The 16,443-nt window shown below is 31.4% G+C and carries 13 protein-coding genes and 1 pseudogene; 8 read left to right on the top strand and 6 right to left on the bottom strand.

What is annotated here, in order from left to right; translation table 11 throughout:
* Window positions 1-230 precede the first annotated feature (230 nt).
* The 4 genes from ACH2BP_RS03385 to rnr are packed head-to-tail and all read right to left on the bottom strand — an operon-like array spanning window position 231 to window position 4,550.
* The gene (locus ACH2BP_RS03385; protein WP_395057011.1) at window positions 231-914 is read right to left on the bottom strand and encodes a GldM family protein; all 684 of its coding nucleotides are present in this window, start codon (window positions 912-914) and stop codon (window positions 231-233) included.
* Window positions 915-950: 36 nt separating this feature from the next.
* Entirely contained in the window at window positions 951-1,634 is a 684-nt protein-coding gene (locus tag ACH2BP_RS03380; protein WP_395057009.1) for a LysE family translocator, read from the bottom strand.
* Window positions 1,635-1,694: 60 nt separating this feature from the next.
* Window positions 1,695-2,366, bottom strand: a complete 672-nt coding sequence (locus tag ACH2BP_RS03375) for a head GIN domain-containing protein (protein WP_395057007.1) — start codon at window positions 2,364-2,366, stop codon at window positions 1,695-1,697.
* A 6-nt stretch (window positions 2,367-2,372) separates the two neighbouring features.
* Window positions 2,373-4,550 carry a ribonuclease R gene (gene rnr / locus ACH2BP_RS03370; protein WP_395057005.1) on the bottom strand — a complete coding sequence of 726 codons (2,178 nt, stop codon included), beginning with the start codon at window positions 4,548-4,550 and terminating at the stop codon, window positions 2,373-2,375.
* A gap of 793 nt (window positions 4,551-5,343) precedes the next feature.
* Here rnr and rpiB point away from each other — a divergent pair.
* From rpiB to ACH2BP_RS03355, 3 genes are all read left to right on the top strand, one after another.
* Window positions 5,344-5,772, top strand: a complete 429-nt coding sequence (gene rpiB, locus ACH2BP_RS03365; protein WP_395057003.1) for a ribose 5-phosphate isomerase B — start codon at window positions 5,344-5,346, stop codon at window positions 5,770-5,772.
* A 57-nt stretch (window positions 5,773-5,829) separates the two neighbouring features.
* Window positions 5,830-6,729 (top strand): cation diffusion facilitator family transporter, encoded by a 900-nt coding sequence (locus tag ACH2BP_RS03360; RefSeq protein WP_395057001.1) that lies wholly within the window; start codon window positions 5,830-5,832, stop codon window positions 6,727-6,729.
* 179 nt (window positions 6,730-6,908) lie between these two features.
* Entirely contained in the window at window positions 6,909-10,355 is a 3,447-nt protein-coding gene (locus ACH2BP_RS03355; RefSeq protein WP_395056999.1) for a pyruvate carboxylase, read from the top strand.
* Window positions 10,356-10,419: 64 nt separating this feature from the next.
* On the opposite strand, the gene ACH2BP_RS03350 is transcribed toward ACH2BP_RS03355, so the two are convergent.
* Window positions 10,420-10,689 carry a DUF1294 domain-containing protein gene (locus ACH2BP_RS03350; protein WP_395056997.1) on the bottom strand — a complete coding sequence of 90 codons (270 nt, stop codon included), beginning with the start codon at window positions 10,687-10,689 and terminating at the stop codon, window positions 10,420-10,422.
* Between the two features lie 67 nt (window positions 10,690-10,756).
* Here ACH2BP_RS03350 and ACH2BP_RS03345 point away from each other — a divergent pair, with 67 nt between their 5' ends.
* Window positions 10,757-12,883 (top strand): Tex family protein, encoded by a 2,127-nt coding sequence (locus ACH2BP_RS03345; RefSeq protein WP_395056995.1) that lies wholly within the window; start codon window positions 10,757-10,759, stop codon window positions 12,881-12,883.
* A gap of 59 nt (window positions 12,884-12,942) precedes the next feature.
* Here the strand turns inward: ACH2BP_RS03345 and ACH2BP_RS03340 are convergent, their stop codons facing one another.
* Entirely contained in the window at window positions 12,943-13,119 is a 177-nt protein-coding gene (locus ACH2BP_RS03340; RefSeq protein WP_395056993.1) for a twin-arginine translocase TatA/TatE family subunit, read from the bottom strand.
* Between the two features lie 150 nt (window positions 13,120-13,269).
* Here ACH2BP_RS03340 and ACH2BP_RS03335 point away from each other — a divergent pair, with 150 nt between their 5' ends.
* The 4 genes and pseudogenes from ACH2BP_RS03335 to ACH2BP_RS03320 all read left to right on the top strand — a co-directional run.
* Window positions 13,270-13,749 (top strand): peptidase, encoded by a 480-nt coding sequence (locus ACH2BP_RS03335; protein ID WP_395056991.1) that lies wholly within the window; start codon window positions 13,270-13,272, stop codon window positions 13,747-13,749.
* Window positions 13,750-13,769: 20 nt separating this feature from the next.
* On the top strand, window positions 13,770-15,272 hold the full coding sequence (locus ACH2BP_RS03330; protein WP_395056989.1) for a GH3 auxin-responsive promoter family protein: 1,503 nt from the start codon (window positions 13,770-13,772) through the stop codon (window positions 15,270-15,272).
* Complete coding sequence (locus ACH2BP_RS03325; RefSeq protein WP_395056987.1) at window positions 15,259-16,143, top strand: carboxypeptidase-like regulatory domain-containing protein; 885 nt, start codon at window positions 15,259-15,261, stop codon at window positions 16,141-16,143. Before ACH2BP_RS03330 ends, ACH2BP_RS03325 begins: the two co-directional genes overlap by 14 nt.
* A gap of 42 nt (window positions 16,144-16,185) precedes the next feature.
* Window positions 16,186-16,443, top strand: a pseudogene (locus ACH2BP_RS03320) (hypothetical protein); the annotation flags it as partial.

The raw sequence follows: 16,443 nt of genomic DNA, 5'->3' as shown, positions 1-16,443 counted from the left end.
TCGTGGCCGAGCGGCTAGGCTGGGCTCTGCAAAAGCTCCTACTCCGGTTCGAATCCGGACGATGCCTCAAGAAGAGATACAGAAATGTGTCTCTTTTTTTTATGGATGATTTTTAGAAAAAATTAATTAAATATATGGTTCGAATCCGTCCCGAAGCTTCGGGAGATGCCTCTAAAACCTTAAAAGAAATTTGGAGGTTTTTTTATGTTTAAATTTTGAGTATTACTGACTTAAATCTTAATTTTTGAAGCGATTTTCCTTATTTTTATGATTGGTGTTTTAGCAATTGACAAGTTTAAATTTGAGGTAAAGGTAATTTTATGAATAATAATTAGTGTTCCTTTATTATTGTTGTTTATTTCATCATAAATCTCCTTAGAAATTTTATTTCCTTGTAAATCAAAACTAGCTAAAGTATCACCATTTTCGTTGGTTAAATAAATTCTAAAGCTCGTTACGGTAATGTTATAATCTATTAAAAAATCTATTAATTTAATCGTTATTTCTGCGTTTAGTAATTCTTTATTTGGAATCTCTAATGTACAATCGCTGTTTATACAACCTTTCTGATTAACGAGTAAGACAGCTGAAGGAAGGTCTTTTATTTTAAACGTGTGTTCTTCATAAACATTTGTACTGTCGGAAGTTTCTATTTCGACCAAAACCTTGGTTGTATTCCCGAATTTTGGTTTAATATTATATAATCCGTTTTCATCTTGAGTAAGGGCATCACCTTTTATTTTAAATGGTTTTGAGTCTTTTACAGCAAGAGAAATAGGATTATAAATTCCTCTATAAACAACATTTAAATGGTTTAAACTTATTAAAGAAAGGTTAGGTTTTACTGTATGTATCGAATCATTTTGGGCGTAAAATGATAGTGGCAATAATAGTAATGCAAATAATTTTTTCATAAATATATAGTTTTATGAAGTAAGTTTATAAGTAAATTACTTCTTCTCAATCTTCTCAATCGTATTAGTAACAAAAGTTTTGTCGCTAGGAAACCAACCTTGAGAAAGCAAAAAAGCACCAAAAATAATCAATAAAATACTGCTTAGTTTTTTAATTTTAATAATGTTTTCTGTAGTTAATTTGTTTCTTAATTGCTTGGATAAAAGTATTTTACCAATATCAGTAATGATATAAGTGATAATTACGGTGGTAAAAAACCAAATCACATTAGAAAGATCCATATGCATTTTAGGTACAAAAGTAATAATGATTAATAACCAAAAACCTAGAACTCCAATGTTGATGAAGTTGAGTAAAAATCCTTTTATAAATAGGTTTAAATAATCTTTTTTTATCAATTCGACCGCTTCTTCTTCGACTTCTGCTTTGTGTGCTTTACGTAATTTAAAATACGAAATTAGACCATAAGTTACCATGATAATTCCACCAAAAATAAATAACGCTGGATCATCTTTTAAACTCTGAATTAATCTGTAACTTCCCAAATAAGCTACGCCTATAAAAAAAACATCGGCTAAAATAACACCTAAATCAAAGATTAAAGCAGCACGAAAACCTTTTGTTATACTAATTTCTAGAAGCACGAAAAAAACAGGTCCTATCATGAAACTTAAAAATATTCCTAATGGGATTCCGTTGCCTAAAATATATTGAATCATAAAATTTTTTTAGTTAATACTCAGATGACGCAAGTTAGAATTTAAATTTTAAAAATTAAACTAACGTTTACTTATTACGATATGCCCGCCTAAAACTTTTTTCTCATTCACTTGTTTTGGGTTTCCGTAAATAGTTATTGTGCCTCCAGCTCTTGTTTTTGCATCTACTAAATCGGTAGCAAACACATCGGAAAATCCTCCTGCATTAACAGAAACTATAGTTTGAGAAGTAATGCATTTTTCTGCTTCTAGTTTTCCTCCAGAGTTAGTAACTGCATCTAAATTTTGTGCTTTTCCGGATAGTTTTATGACAGAACCATTATAGGATCTTACTGCAATTCTTTGTGCATCGACAATTACTTTTATTTGAGATCCTTCTTTTGCGATAAGACTAAAATCTAATGCTTTAATTTCGGTATCACAAGAAACGTAAGAACCTTCATTAGCTTCTAATCCTTCTATTTTTGTAAAATAAACACGTACAATTAAATCTTCTCCATTTAAAAAATTTCCTATTGGAAGTCTTATTTTTAACTCGCCATTATTGTTTACAATTTCAGCTTCATTTTCGAATTTTCCTTTTAGTTCTATCTTATTTTCAGTTGATTGTATTAATTGAACTGAAATTTTATCGAAAGCTGTAACTTTAGTAAAATCGCCAACATTTTTTGTTACTTGTGCTGTAATTAAGTTAGTTACCACTAAAAATGGGATTATAAATAATTTTTTCATAATTAATTATTCTTTTCTTCTTAAAAAATTAAAATCTAACTGTTTCTTCACTAAATCGGCATTTTTTACTTTAACCCAAACTTCGTCACCTAATTGTAATAAAGATTTAGAAATTTCGCCAACTAAAGCATATTGTTTTTCATCGAAAGTATAATAATCATCTTTTATATCACGAATACGAACCATTCCTTCGCATTTATTTTCGATGATTTCTACATAAATTCCCCATTCGGTCACACCAGAAATAACACCTAAAAACTCTTGATCTTGGTGGTTTTGCATGTATTTTACTTGCATATATTTTATAGAATCACGTTCTGCATTAGTAGCTAAACCTTCCATATTTGAAGAATGTTGGCATTTTGTTTCGTACGTTTCTTCGTCGACAGATTTTCCTCCATCTAAATAAAATTGCAACAAACGATGTACCATAACGTCTGGATAACGACGAATTGGTGAAGTAAAATGAGAATAATAATCGAAAGCTAATCCGTAATGACCAATATTATCAGTCGAATATTTAGCTTTACTCATCGTTCGAATCGCTAAAGTATCAATAAGATTTTGCTCTTTTTTTCCATTTACATCTTCCATTAATTGATTCAATGCTTTCGATATTTCACCACCTCTAAAATCTATTTTATAACCAAATTTTGCAATAACAGCTTGCATCGCAAACAATTTATCTTCATTTGGTTCATCATGAATTCTGTAAATAAACGTTTTCTTTTGTTTGCCAATATATTCAGCTACTTTTCTATTAGCTAAAAGCATGAATTCTTCAATAAGATGATTGGCATCTTTTGAAACTTTAAAAAAGACACCTTCTGGTTCTCCGTCTTCACTTAAGTTAAACTTTACTTCAACTTTATCAAAAGAAATAGCGCCATCATTCATACGTTTGCGACGCATAATTTTTGCTAATTCATCTAGTTTTAAAGTTGCCGCTACAATTTCATCAGAAACTACATAAGAACTTCCTGTAATCGAAGTTTCGACAGGAATTGTATTGTCTTTTGTTTCTATAATATACTGCGCTTCTTCGTATGCAAAACGTTGGTTAGAATCGATTACTGTTCTTCCAAACCATTGGTTGATAACGGTTGCTTTTTCATCGATTTCGAAAATAGCTGAAAACGTATATTTTTCTTCATTTGGTCTTAAAGAACAAGCAAAATTTGACAATACTTCAGGTAACATTGGTACAACACGATCTACTAAATATACTGAAGTTGCACGTTGATACGCTTCATCATCTAGGATTGTTCCTTCTTGTAGATAATGAGAAACATCGGCAATGTGAATACCAATTTCGTAGTTTCCGTTTTCTAGTTTTTTAAACGAAAGTGCATCATCAAAATCTTTAGCATCTTTAGGATCGATAGTAAAAGTTAATGTTTGTCGCATATCACGACGCTTAGCAATTTCATCTTCTTGAATAGAAGTATCTATTTTTTGTGCAAAAACTTCTACTTCTACAGGGAATTCAGCAGGCAAACCATATTCAGCCAAAATAGCATGAATTTCGGTGTTGTGTTCTCCTGGTTTTCCTAAAACTTTAGTTACGGTTCCAAAAGGAGAATCTGCTTTTTTAGGCCAATCTTCAATATGCACTAAAACGACATCGCCTTGTTGTGCTTCTCCAATTTTTGCTAATGGAATAAAAATATCCGTGTACATTTTAGGATTTGCAGTACTTACAAACGCAAAATTCTTCTGAATATCTATAACACCTACGAAATCTGTTTTAGCTCGTTCTACGACTTCTATAACTTCTCCTTCAGGACGTTTTCCTTTTCTTCGGTTATAGACATATACTTTTACAATGTCTTTATCTAAAGCGTGATTTAAGTTATTGGTTGGTATAAATACATCTTCTCCGAAATCAGGACAAACAAAATAAGCTGTTTTTCGAGAAGTCATGTCTATTTTTCCTTCATAATAATCTTGTGAAATTCCTTTTACTAGATATTTTCCAGGTTCGGTTTCTACAATTTTTTTTTGTGAAGCTAGGATTTTTAAATCCTTAATAATTTCATTTCTACTTTTAGTATCATCTACTTCTAGAAGTGCTGAAATTTGTTTATAATTAAAAGGTTTATTCGCGTTTTGTGATAGTACTTTTAAAATCTTTGTTGAGAAATCTTTCTCATTTTTTCCAAACTTTTTTGGCATTTTACTCATAATTCATTTTTATAAAGTTGAAATTTACGAATAAGATATTAGATTTCAGAATTTAGATTTCAGATTTAAATAAAATATAACTTTTTGAGGAGAGATGAAAAGATAATAGACGGATAGATAATAGATAAATACTAACATCTATATTTTTTTTAGTCTTTCATCTATCAATCTATTATCTCTTTGTCTTTTTCAAAGTTGTCAACATTTATTAAATAATACAAAAAGAAAATTTAAATTTAAATAATTTATTGGTGGTTATTATAGCGTGTTAATAGTTACTATAACTTTAGTTTATTTTGTGTTTTTTTTGAGTTGTAAGTTTTTATAATGACTTATCAACATACTTTTAAATACTTAAAATATTGATTTTAAACTGATTTTAAAAAGCTATTAACAACTGTTAGTAATTATAAAACTATAGTTTTTGTAAATAAGAATTTTTTAATTTTTTGTTGATAAACCAATTTTTTGTATTGATAAGTTTTACAAAAAAACTCGAAACTAAATTAGGATTTTCATTCTTGGTTTTGGATTACAATTTAAAATTAAACTTCCAAAAAAAACTTCTAAAATTCTTTCTAAAGTTGTCAACAAAAGTTGTTAAGTTATCGTTAACTGAATATCAAGGAATTACGTTTGGTTATTAACAATGTAAAATTTTAACATATATATTATTAAAAACAACTGATTTACAGTTAATTAGTTTATTTTATATTTTAGTTGAATAAACAAAACAACATAGAAGCAAATCTACATATCTTTCCTTAAATTTGTAACCACAAACACAACTACAATGAAAATATCTATCGGAAACGACCACGCAGGACCAGATTACAAAAAAGAGATTGTTCAGTTTTTAGAACAAAAAGGACATACTATAACAAACCACGGAACAGATACTTTTGACAGTGTCGATTATCCAGATTTTGGTCATAAAGTTGCCACTGATGTTTCTGAAGGAAAAGCCGATTTTGGTATTATCATTTGCGGAAGCGGAAACGGAATCGCCATGTCAGCCAACAAACACCAAGGAATTCGCGCTGCTTTATGTTGGATTAAAGAAATTGCTGCTTTAGCTCGACAACATAATGATGCTAATATTATAAGTATTCCAGCAAGATATACTTCAATTCAACAAGCTATTGAAATGGTAGATGTTTTCTTAACTACTGATTTTGAAGGAGGAAGACATGCTACGAGAGTGGGAAAAATAAGTTGTTAAGAATCGATTATTAGATTATTCGAATAATCCAAAAATCCAAAAATAGAATAATCTAAAATGAGCCATAACCATTCACATTACGAAGTAAAAGGTAAAAATCTATTATTTTCGATAGTTTTGAATACTGTTATTACAGTAGCGCAAGTTATTGGAGGTATTCTTTCGGGAAGTTTGGCTTTAATTTCCGATGCATTACATAATTTTTCTGATGTTTTAACTTTAATTTTCAGTTACATAGCCAATGTTTTATCAAAAAGAAAAGCTTCTTTAGACCAGACTTTTGGTTACAAACGAGCAGAACTTATTGCGGCGTTCGTAAATTCGATAACACTTATTGTGGTGGCGATTTATTTAATATTTGAAGCTTTGCAACGTTTTTCGAATCCACAAGAAATTAAATCTAATTTGGTTATTTGGTTGTCAATTTTAGGAATTGCAGTTAATGGTATTTCAGCATTAATGCTTAAAAAAGACGCAGAACATAATATCAATATGAAATCGGCTTATGTGCATCTTTTTACCGACATGATGGCTTCGCTAGCGGTTTTAATAGGCGGAATTCTAATGAAAATATATCAAATTTATTGGATAGATAGTGCTTTAACTTTGGCCATTGCTTTGTATTTAATTTATGTTGGATACGATTTACTAAAAGAATCTACTAAAATGTTAATGCTTTTTACACCGTCAGATATTGATATTAAAGAGTTGGTGCGTCAGGTTCACCAAATTTCGGGTGTAAACAAATTACATCATATTCATGTTTGGCATCTCAATGACCATGAGTTGCATCTCGAAGCCCATTTAGATTGTTCGGATGATATAAAAATGAGTGAATTCAATATTTTATTAGAAAAAATTGAAGCCGTTTTGTTGGAAAAATTTCACATTAACCACATCAATATTCAACCTGAATTTCAGAAAGAAGATTCTAAGGATTTTATCGTTCAGGATTAGTTATTTATTGAATTGATATAATTTTTAACAATTTTTAATAATTATATAAAAAAAAGGTTTTTTATTGTGATATTATTATAATTCAATAATAATGACTATAATTTTTTTATGTTTTTAGCTTATTCTTGTTTTTTGTGTAATTTTACCAAAAATCAACACAACTCAATTTACTACTTCACATGACTGGAAATCTAACCATCAAAAAACTTCTTGTTGCAAACAGGGGCGAAATTGCTATTCGCGTTTTAAGAGCGGCTACAGAATTAAAAATCAACACCGTAGCTATTTACACTTATGAAGACAGGTATTCTTTACACAGGTATAAAGCCGACCAAAGTTTCCAAATAGGAGATGAATCTGAAGCCCTGAAGCCTTATTTAGATATTGAAGAAATTATCAATGTCGCTAAAGAGAATCAAGTTGATGCAATACATCCAGGTTATGGATTTTTGTCTGAAAATGTAGATTTTGCAAGAAGATGCCTTGAGGAAGGAATCATTTTTGTAGGACCACGTGTCGAAGTAATGCTTCAATTAGGAGATAAAGTTGCGGCCAAAAAAGTAGCTAGAGCAATCGATGTTCCTTTGATTAAAGATTCTAAAATTGCATTAAATTCTGTGGAAGACGCCTTATCTGAAGCCGCAGAAATAGGATATCCAGTGATGCTTAAAGCGGCAGCTGGAGGAGGAGGAAGAGGTATGCGAGTTGTTCATGGTCCAGATATGATGGAAATGTCTTTTGGTAATGCGAAAAGCGAAGCCATAAAAGCATTTGGCGATGATACCATGTTTATCGAAAAATTTATAGACAACCCTAAACATATTGAAGTTCAAATCCTAGGAGATAATTATGGTAATATTGTGCATCTTTATGAAAGAGATTGTTCGGTTCAAAGAAGATTTCAAAAGGTAATTGAGGTAGCGCCATCGATATTAAAACCAGAAACTAAAAAAAGACTATTTGATTATGCAGTAAAAATCGCAAAACACGTTAATTATAACAATGCAGGAACTGTAGAATTTTTAGTAGATAAAGATGAAAATATTTATTTTATCGAAGTAAATCCTAGAATTCAGGTCGAACATACAATAACCGAAGAAATAACCGGAATTGATATTGTACGATCTCAAATTATTATTGCGGCAGGACATCCGCTTACACACAATCAGATATTTATTCACAGTCAAGATGATATAAAGTGTAATGGATGGGCTATTCAATGCAGAATCACAACCGAAGATCCAGAGAATGATTTTAAACCAGATTTCGGAACCATCATCGCATACAGAAGTGCTGGAGGTTACGGAATTCGTCTCGATGAAGGAAGTTGTTATTCGGGTGTAATAGTTTCTCCTTTTTTTGATTCGATGTTGGTCAAAGTTTCATCGAGCGGAAGAACATTAAAAGGAGCTTCGGATCGTTTACGTAGAACTTTAGAAGAATTTAGAATTAGAGGTGTAAAAACTAACATTCCATTTCTTATAAATGTAATGTCTAACGATACTTTTAGAAATGGAGAAACAACCGTCAATTTTATCCCAGACAATCCGCATTTACTTGTCCCAAGATATGAGTATTCTCAGGATAGAGGAACAAAACTAATAAAATATTTAGCAGAACTAAAAGTAAACGGCCATCCAGATATTAAAAATTATGATGCCAATAAAACTTTTAGAAAACCAATTATTCCCGCAATTACCAGTAAAGAATATCCAAAAGGAACAAAGGATTTACTTAATGAGCTTGGTAGAGATAAATTTATTGAATATATAAAAAACGAAAAGAAAATATTTTTTACAGATACTACTTTACGTGATGCACACCAATCACTTTTTGCAACCCGACTAAGAAATCATGATATTCTTAAAGTAGCCGAAGGAATGGCAAAAAATTTCCCTCAATTATTTTCTATGGAAGTATGGGGTGGAGCAACATTTGATGTAACCATGCGTTTCCTACACGAAGACCCGTGGGAAAGATTAAGATTAATTAGAAAAGCAGCGCCAAATGTGTTATTGCAAATGCTTTTTAGAGGAAGCAATGCTGTAGGTTATGCCGCTTATCCAGACAATGTTTTAGAACAATTTATTATTAAAAGTGCCGAAAATGGTATTGATGTGTTTAGAATTTTCGATTCCCTAAACTGGATTGAAGGTATGCGACACAGCATTAAAATTGTTCGAGAAAAAACAAACGCCATTGCCGAAGCTTGTATTTGTTACACAGGAGATATATTAAATCCTGATCGACCAAAATTTAATCTGCAATATTATGTAGATTTAGCCAAAGAATTAGAAGCTGCAGGAGCTCATATGTTAGCTATTAAAGATATGGCGGGACTATTAAAACCGTATGCTGCCGAAGTGTTAATCAAAGAATTGAAAAAACACATTTCTATTCCAATTCATTTGCATACACACGACACATCATCTATACAATCTACCACTTATCTAAAAGCAATAGAATCGGGTGTCGATGTGGTCGATGTTGCGCTAGCTTCTATGAGCGGATTAACCTCACAACCTAATTTTAATTCACTCGTTGCCGCTTTACAAGGATCAGAAAGAGAAAACCCAATAGATCTAAAAAAATTAAATGAATATTCTAATTATTTTGAAGTTGTAAGAGAATATTATTATCCTTTCGAAAGTGAATTAAAAGCAGGAACAGCAGAAGTTTACAATCACGAAATTCCTGGAGGACAATATTCTAACCTTCTGCCACAAGCTCGTGGTTTGGGATTGGAAGACAAATTTGAAACCATTAAACAAAATTATGTTGTAGTCAATGAGTTGTTTGGTGATATTGTTAAAGTTACACCGTCATCAAAAGTAGTTGGGGACATGGCTTTGTTTATGACATCAAATAATCTAACAGCTAAAGATATATTGGAAAAAGGCGATACACTTGCGTTTCCAGAATCGATAAAACAGTTATTTAGAGGTGATTTAGGACAACCATATGGTGGCTTTCCCGCGGCACTTCAAAAAATAATATTAAAAGGCGAAAAGCCATATACCGAAAAGCCAAACGCACACCTAGAACCTGTTAATTTCGATTTAGAATTAAAAAAATTACACGAAAAGTTCGATGATAAATTAACCACCGAAGATTTATTATCCTACATCATGTTTCCAAAAGTTTTTACCGATTTTTATGCCTTTAGAAAGCATTTCGGTAAAGTCGAAAAATTAGCAACACCCACTTTTTATTATCCTTTAAAATCTAATGAAGAAGTATTGGTAAATTTAGCATGGGGAAAAAATCTCTTGATAAAATTCAGATACATGGGTGAACCAAATGAAGAAGGATTTAGAGAAGTTTATTTTCAAATTAATGGTCAAACTAGAAATGTTCTTGTAAAAGATAATGCTATAAAATCTACTAAAATAAGTAATGTTAAAATTTCAGGACCTAATGATGTAGGTGCACCATTACAAGGAAAATTAGTAAAAATCATGGTAAATGAAAACGATAAAGTAGAAAAAAATACGCCTTTATTTGTTATAGAAGCCATGAAAATGGAAACTACAATTTGTTCAACAAAAAACGGAATAGTTTCCAAAATATTACTAAAAGAAAACGCAATGATAGAGCAAGATGATTGTGTGTTACAAGTAAGCTAAATGGTTCTTATTAATATCAAAAAGTTGCTTTCTACAAAGCAACTTTTTTGTTTTAGTATATAAATTAATTCAAGTGGTTTTTAAGTAAAAAAAAGAATAAAATTTGAATGACAATAATTCCAAAAAACTTCAATAAATAAGAGATTTTGGAAGTTTTGTGTCTAAAGAAAAGCATTCCCAATCCAGAACCAATAATTCCACCCAAAAAGACTATTAATAAAAGGATTTTTTCGGGAATTCGATATTTATTCGCAACAGCCATTTTTTTATCATAACCAATCAAGAAAAATCCAATGCTATTGATGATAAAAAAATAAATTAAAATAACAGCCATAATTTTTTTGAATAAGCACAAAGATATTATTTTTGATAATTCTAATGTCACAATCTAAAATTCCCAAATGACCAACATACAATTTATCACCAAACAAGTTGCAACGACTCCAAAAAATATAGAAGCAACCGTAAAATTATTAAATGAGGATTGTACAATTCCTTTTATTTCTCGTTACCGAAAAGACACTACAGGAAATCTTGATGAGGTTTTTATCGAGCAAATCGCAAAATTAAACAAAGAATATGATGTTATTGTAAAAAGAAAAGAAGCGATTCTAAAATCGATAGAAGAGCAAAAAGCACTGACACCAGAATTGAATAAAAAAATCTCTGAAAGTTTCGATTTGCAAGAAATAGAAGATTTTTATTTACCATATAAAAAGAAGAAAAAAACCAAAGCCGATGTGGCTCGTGAAAACGGATTAGAACCACTTGCAAAAATCATCATGGATCAGAAAAATGATGATGTCGATTTCTTGGCTACGCAATATTTGAACGATAATGTTATAAATGAAGAAGCTGCACTGCAAGGCGCACGCGATATTATTGCCGAATGGGTTAATGAAAATATTTATGTTCGTAAACAACTGCGAAGATTATACGAACGAAAAGCTAACATAGCCGCAAAGGTATCAAAAGCTAAAAAAGATGATGAGGCAGCACAAAAATTCAATCAATATTTCGATTGGAGCGAGAATTTAACCAAAGCTGCTTCACACAGATTATTAGCGATGCTTCGCGCAGAAAACGAGGGATTTATCAAATTAAAAATTGAAGTTGATATTGATGAAGCGTATGATTTAATTGATGAAATTATAATCAAAAACAACAACAGTTCTGCCATTTCTCATGTGCAATTAGCCATTGAAGACAGTTACAAAAGATTGCTAACGCCAGCGATTTCTAATGAAGCATTGCAAGAAGCTAAAGCCAAAGCCGATGCCAATTCGATTCAAGTTTTTGCTAATAATCTCGGACAGTTATTATTGGCACCACCATTGGGAGAAAAACGAATTTTGGCTATTGATCCAGGATTTCGTTCCGGTTGTAAAGTAGTTTGTCTCGACGAAAAAGGAGATTTGTTGTACAACGAAACGATTTATCCGCACGCACCACAAAACGAAACGGCAATGGCGATGAAGAAGATAAAATCGATGGTAAATGCTTATAATATTGATGCAATTTCTATAGGAAACGGAACGGCTTCGAGAGAAACTGAATTTTTTATTAAAAAAATAGCCTTTGACAAGCCAGTTCAGGTTTTTATAGTTTCAGAAGCTGGAGCATCGGTATATTCGGCATCAAAAATTGCGAGAGACGAATTCCCTAATTATGATGTTACGGTTCGTGGTTCGATTTCTATTGGAAGACGATTGTCAGATCCGTTGGCAGAATTGGTGAAAATTGATCCAAAAGCCATTGGCGTAGGACAATACCAACATGATGTAGATCAAACCAAACTAAAAGAAGAGTTAGACAATACGGTGATTCGTTGTGTGAATTCGGTAGGAATAAATATTAATACCGCCAGTAAACATTTGTTGAGTTATGTATCGGGAATTGGTGAAAAACTAGCCGAAAACATTGTGCAATATCGCTCAGAAAACGGACCATTTGAAGACAGAAAACAACTCAAAAAAGTACCAAGATTAGGCGAAAAAGCATACCAACAAGGTGTGGCTTTTATTCGAATTTCGAATGCTAAAAATCCGTTAGATAATTCGGCGGTACATCCGGAAGCTTACGGCATTGTAGAGAAAATGGCAAAAGACTTAAAACTTTCTGTTCATGATTTAATTGCTAATAAAGAAAAAACAGCTTTAATAAAACCAGACAATTATATTACCCCAGAAATAGGTTTATTAACCCTAAAAGATATTATAAAAGAGCTCGAAAAACCAGGTTTAGATCCAAGAAAATCAGCTAAAGTTTTCGAATTTGACCCTAATGTAAAAACTATAAAAGATCTTCGAACAGGAATGATTTTACCAGGAATTGTCAATAATATTACCAATTTTGGTTGTTTTGTAGATATTGGAACTAAAGAAAGCGGACTGGTTCACATTTCCCAACTCAAAGCAGGTTTTGTGAGCGATGTAAATGAAGTAGTCAAACTGCACCAACATGTTACTGTAAAAGTCACCGAAGTAGATGAAGACAGAAAACGTATTCAACTCACGATGATATTATAAATAAAAATCCCAAACTCAATAAATGAATTTGGGATTTATTTAATTTTTTAAAAGAAAAATTACTCTTTCGTTTCTTCTTTTTTAGCATCTGCAGGTTCGTCGCCTTTGGCAGCATTTTTGAATTCTTTGATTCCGCTACCAAGTCCTTTCATTAATTCTGGAATTTTTTTACCTCCAAAAAGTAATAAAACAACTGCCAGTATCATTAATATCTCTGTAAGTCCAAATTTTCCCATGATATATAAAATTATGCTTTCGCAATTTAAAAAAAATATGAAGCAAAGATATCAAAGAATTTAATAAACCTTTATTTTTTTAACGATTTATTATTACAAATAAGTAAGTACGCTTTGTAATTATTATATTTGTTGTAATTATTACAATTTATGTCAGAAAAAAGATTAAAAAGAAAAGCCTTTTTCAATAAAATAAAAACAAAACGAAGATTGATTATTTTGAACGAAGAAACTTTTGAAGAAAAATTTTCTTTCAAACTCAATATTATTAATGTCTTTATTGTGGCTACACTTGGCGCTATATTTCTTATTTCGATAACAAGTTATATCATAGCATTTACACCACTTCGAGAATATATTCCAGGATATGCTTCGACTCAACTTAAAAAAGACGCACTAAATTTAGGACTCAAATCTGATTCTTTAGAGTTTGCATTAAAGAAAAATGATGCCTACATACAATCTGTAAAAAAAGTACTAACAGGAGATTTAGAATATGCTAAAGTGAATAAGGATTCGATCATGGCATCAGAATATGTAGATCCTTCCGAATATAACTTTAATGCTTCACCAGAAGAACTCGAACTCAGAAAAAAAGTGGAAGCAGAAGCTAAAAAAACTAAAAAATAAGAGACTAAAGCCTTTTACAAATGTCTATAAAATCATTTTTAGCTAAGCAATTTGCAAAAAAAATTCATAAAAAAACGCTCAAATGGGCTCAAAATCCCATTGAAACACAACAGAAAGTTTTTCAAGATTTAATTCATCAAGCAAGTGCTACAAAGTTTGGAAAAGACCACAATTTTAGTAAAATTCAAAATTTTGAAGACTTTACCAAAGAAGTTCCTATAAGAGATTATGAGGAATTAAAACCCTATGTTGATCAAGTTGTAAAAGGAGAAAAAAATATTCTTTGGAAGGGAAAACCATTATATTTTGCTAAAACATCAGGAACAACTTCGGGAGCAAAATATATTCCACTCACAAAGGAATCGATGCCGTTTCATATCGAAGCGGCAAGAAACGCAATTTTAAGTTATATTAACGAAACTGGAAAAGCAGACTTTGTTGATGGTAAAATGATTTTCCTGCAAGGAAGCCCAATTCTGGAAGAAAAAAACGGAATAAAATTAGGAAGATTGTCAGGAATCGTAGCGCATTTTGTTCCGAAATATTTGCAAAAAAACCGAATGCCATCTTGGGAAACAAATTGTATTGAAGATTGGGAAACCAAAGTAAATACTGTTGTCGAAGAAACATATAATGAGAACATGACGGTCATTTCAGGCATTCCTTCGTGGGTGCAAATGTATTTCGAAAAATTGCATCATAAAGCCGGAAAACCAGTAGGAGAATTGTTTAAAAACTTTAATCTATTCATTTACGGCGGTGTAAATTATCAACCTTACCGTGCCAAATTCGAAAATTTGATTGGACGAAAAGTAGATTCAATCGAGCTTTTTCCTGCTTCCGAAGGATTTTTTGCCTATCAGGATTCCCAGAAAGAGAAAGGAATGTTACTGTTATTAAATTCAGGAATTTTCTATGAATTTGTAAAAGCCGATGAGTTTTTTGCAGAAAACTACAAAAGACACACCATTGGCGAAGTCGAATTGGGTGTAAATTATGTTTTAATAATTTCTACAAATGCAGGACTTTGGGCTTATAATATTGGCGATACAGTTCAGTTTACTACTATAAAACCGTATCGCGTCATCGTTTCAGGACGTATTAAACATTATATTTCGGCTTTTGGCGAACATATAATAGGAAAAGAGGTAGAAAGCGCTTTGCAAGAAGCTATGCAAAACACACAGGTACGTGTAAATGAATTTACGGTGGCGCCACAAATTTCTCCTATAAATGGATTGCCTTACCACGAATGGTTTATCGAGTTCGAAAATGAGCCTGAAAACATCGAAAATTTTGCGCTGCAGATTGATAACGCGATGAGAAAACAAAACGCATATTATGATGATTTAATAGTTGGTCATGTGTTGCGAACACTTGTAATTACTAAGGTTAATAAAAACGGTTTTCAAGATTATATGAAATCTATCGGGAAATTGGGCGGACAAAATAAAATCCCAAGATTGTCTAACGATAGAAACATTGCTCAAAAATTAGAAAAAGTAAATTATGATACAAAATAGATTTTTAATTTGCTTATTTTCAGTAAGTTTTTCGATCACCGCCCAAATAAAAGGTGTTGTAAAAGATAGTATTTCGGGAAAACCAATTCCGTATGTAAGTGTTTGGATTCAAAACGAAAACATTGGTACCACTACCGAAGAAAATGGAGAATTTATAATCAATTCGACCGAAAAAAATAAGAATTTAATATTTTCTGCATTGGGTTTTGAAAAGAAAATCATTAAAGCTTCGAAATCCATTGTAGTAAATTTAAAACCAATGAGTTATCGGTTAGATGAGGTTGTAATTTCCGAAGATAGATTAGAAACAAAAAAAATAGAAATTGGCGATACTGATAATCAAATTTATCAATCGTTTGATAATGGACCAAGAATCGACACAAAATTTTTTCCTTATCGGTCTGCTTACAAAAAATCAAAATTTATAAAAAGTGTTACGATTGAAACCGACAGTAGAATAGAAAATGCTACGATAAAAATTCATTTTTATAGCGTCGACTCAAATGGTTTTCCTAGTGAAGAAATGCTAGACAAAGACTTTATTGTTTCGGTAAAAAAAGGAACAAAAAAGAGCCTATTCGATGTAAAAAAATTTAATTTAACGATACCTAAAAGAGGACTTTTTGTTGGATTCGAAAAACTAATCATAGAAAAAAATAAATTAGAAAAAACCATTATAGATTCGAAAACAAATAAAACACAAATACAAAAAACGTATTTCCCTTTTGTGATGTATAATTTTGTAGAAAGAGCTTTTTTATACACTTTCTCAGGCGGAAAATGGAACAGACAAACCAAGCATAATGCCGCTGATTCGTCTGACAAAATTATGATGTATGAGCCAGCAATAAATCTAATTCTTACTAACTAAATATAAAAATAGTATCTTTGCTGGTTATAAAATAAAAATTTAATGAAGGAAATTAAAAACATTTCGCGCTCACGAGCGCAAGAATCGTCTTCGGCTATCGAGCGATTGTACGTTACCATGCGCCACCTATTCAACAGAGGTTTCTACAAACCAATGGGGGTTTCTGGCGAAACATTAAGAGAAGCATTACTGGCTTTGCGACCAGAAATTTACGGCTCTATTGCCGAAGAAAAAGTAGAATTGTCCGGATTATTGTACGTTATAGAACGTTTGCCAATAGGTATTGAAGAATGTAGATAC

The organism is Flavobacterium sp., from assembly GCF_043756175.1.
Taxonomy (GTDB): domain Bacteria; phylum Bacteroidota; class Bacteroidia; order Flavobacteriales; family Flavobacteriaceae; genus Flavobacterium.
Note: the sequence above shows the minus strand (reverse complement) of the source record. Positions and strands in the feature narration are given on the sequence as shown.

Bases quoted from the DNA above. Each gene is read 5' to 3' on its own strand.
- ACH2BP_RS03385 (WP_395057011.1), bottom strand. From the start codon at position 914: ATGAAAAAATTATTTGCATTACTATTATTGCCACTATCATTTTACGCC.
- ACH2BP_RS03380 (WP_395057009.1), bottom strand. From the start codon at position 1,634: ATGATTCAATATATTTTAGGCAACGGAATCCCATTAGGAATATTTTTA.
- ACH2BP_RS03375 (WP_395057007.1), bottom strand. From the start codon at position 2,366: ATGAAAAAATTATTTATAATCCCATTTTTAGTGGTAACTAACTTAATT.
- rnr (WP_395057005.1), bottom strand. From the start codon at position 4,550: ATGAGTAAAATGCCAAAAAAGTTTGGAAAAAATGAGAAAGATTTCTCA.
- rpiB (WP_395057003.1), top strand. From the start codon at position 5,344: ATGAAAATATCTATCGGAAACGACCACGCAGGACCAGATTACAAAAAA.
- ACH2BP_RS03360 (WP_395057001.1), top strand. From the start codon at position 5,830: ATGAGCCATAACCATTCACATTACGAAGTAAAAGGTAAAAATCTATTA.
- ACH2BP_RS03355 (WP_395056999.1), top strand. From the start codon at position 6,909: ATGACTGGAAATCTAACCATCAAAAAACTTCTTGTTGCAAACAGGGGC.
- ACH2BP_RS03350 (WP_395056997.1), bottom strand. From the start codon at position 10,689: ATGGCTGTTATTTTAATTTATTTTTTTATCATCAATAGCATTGGATTT.
- ACH2BP_RS03345 (WP_395056995.1), top strand. From the start codon at position 10,757: ATGACCAACATACAATTTATCACCAAACAAGTTGCAACGACTCCAAAA.
- ACH2BP_RS03340 (WP_395056993.1), bottom strand. From the start codon at position 13,119: ATGGGAAAATTTGGACTTACAGAGATATTAATGATACTGGCAGTTGTT.
- ACH2BP_RS03335 (WP_395056991.1), top strand. From the start codon at position 13,270: ATGTCAGAAAAAAGATTAAAAAGAAAAGCCTTTTTCAATAAAATAAAA.
- ACH2BP_RS03330 (WP_395056989.1), top strand. From the start codon at position 13,770: ATGTCTATAAAATCATTTTTAGCTAAGCAATTTGCAAAAAAAATTCAT.
- ACH2BP_RS03325 (WP_395056987.1), top strand. From the start codon at position 15,259: ATGATACAAAATAGATTTTTAATTTGCTTATTTTCAGTAAGTTTTTCG.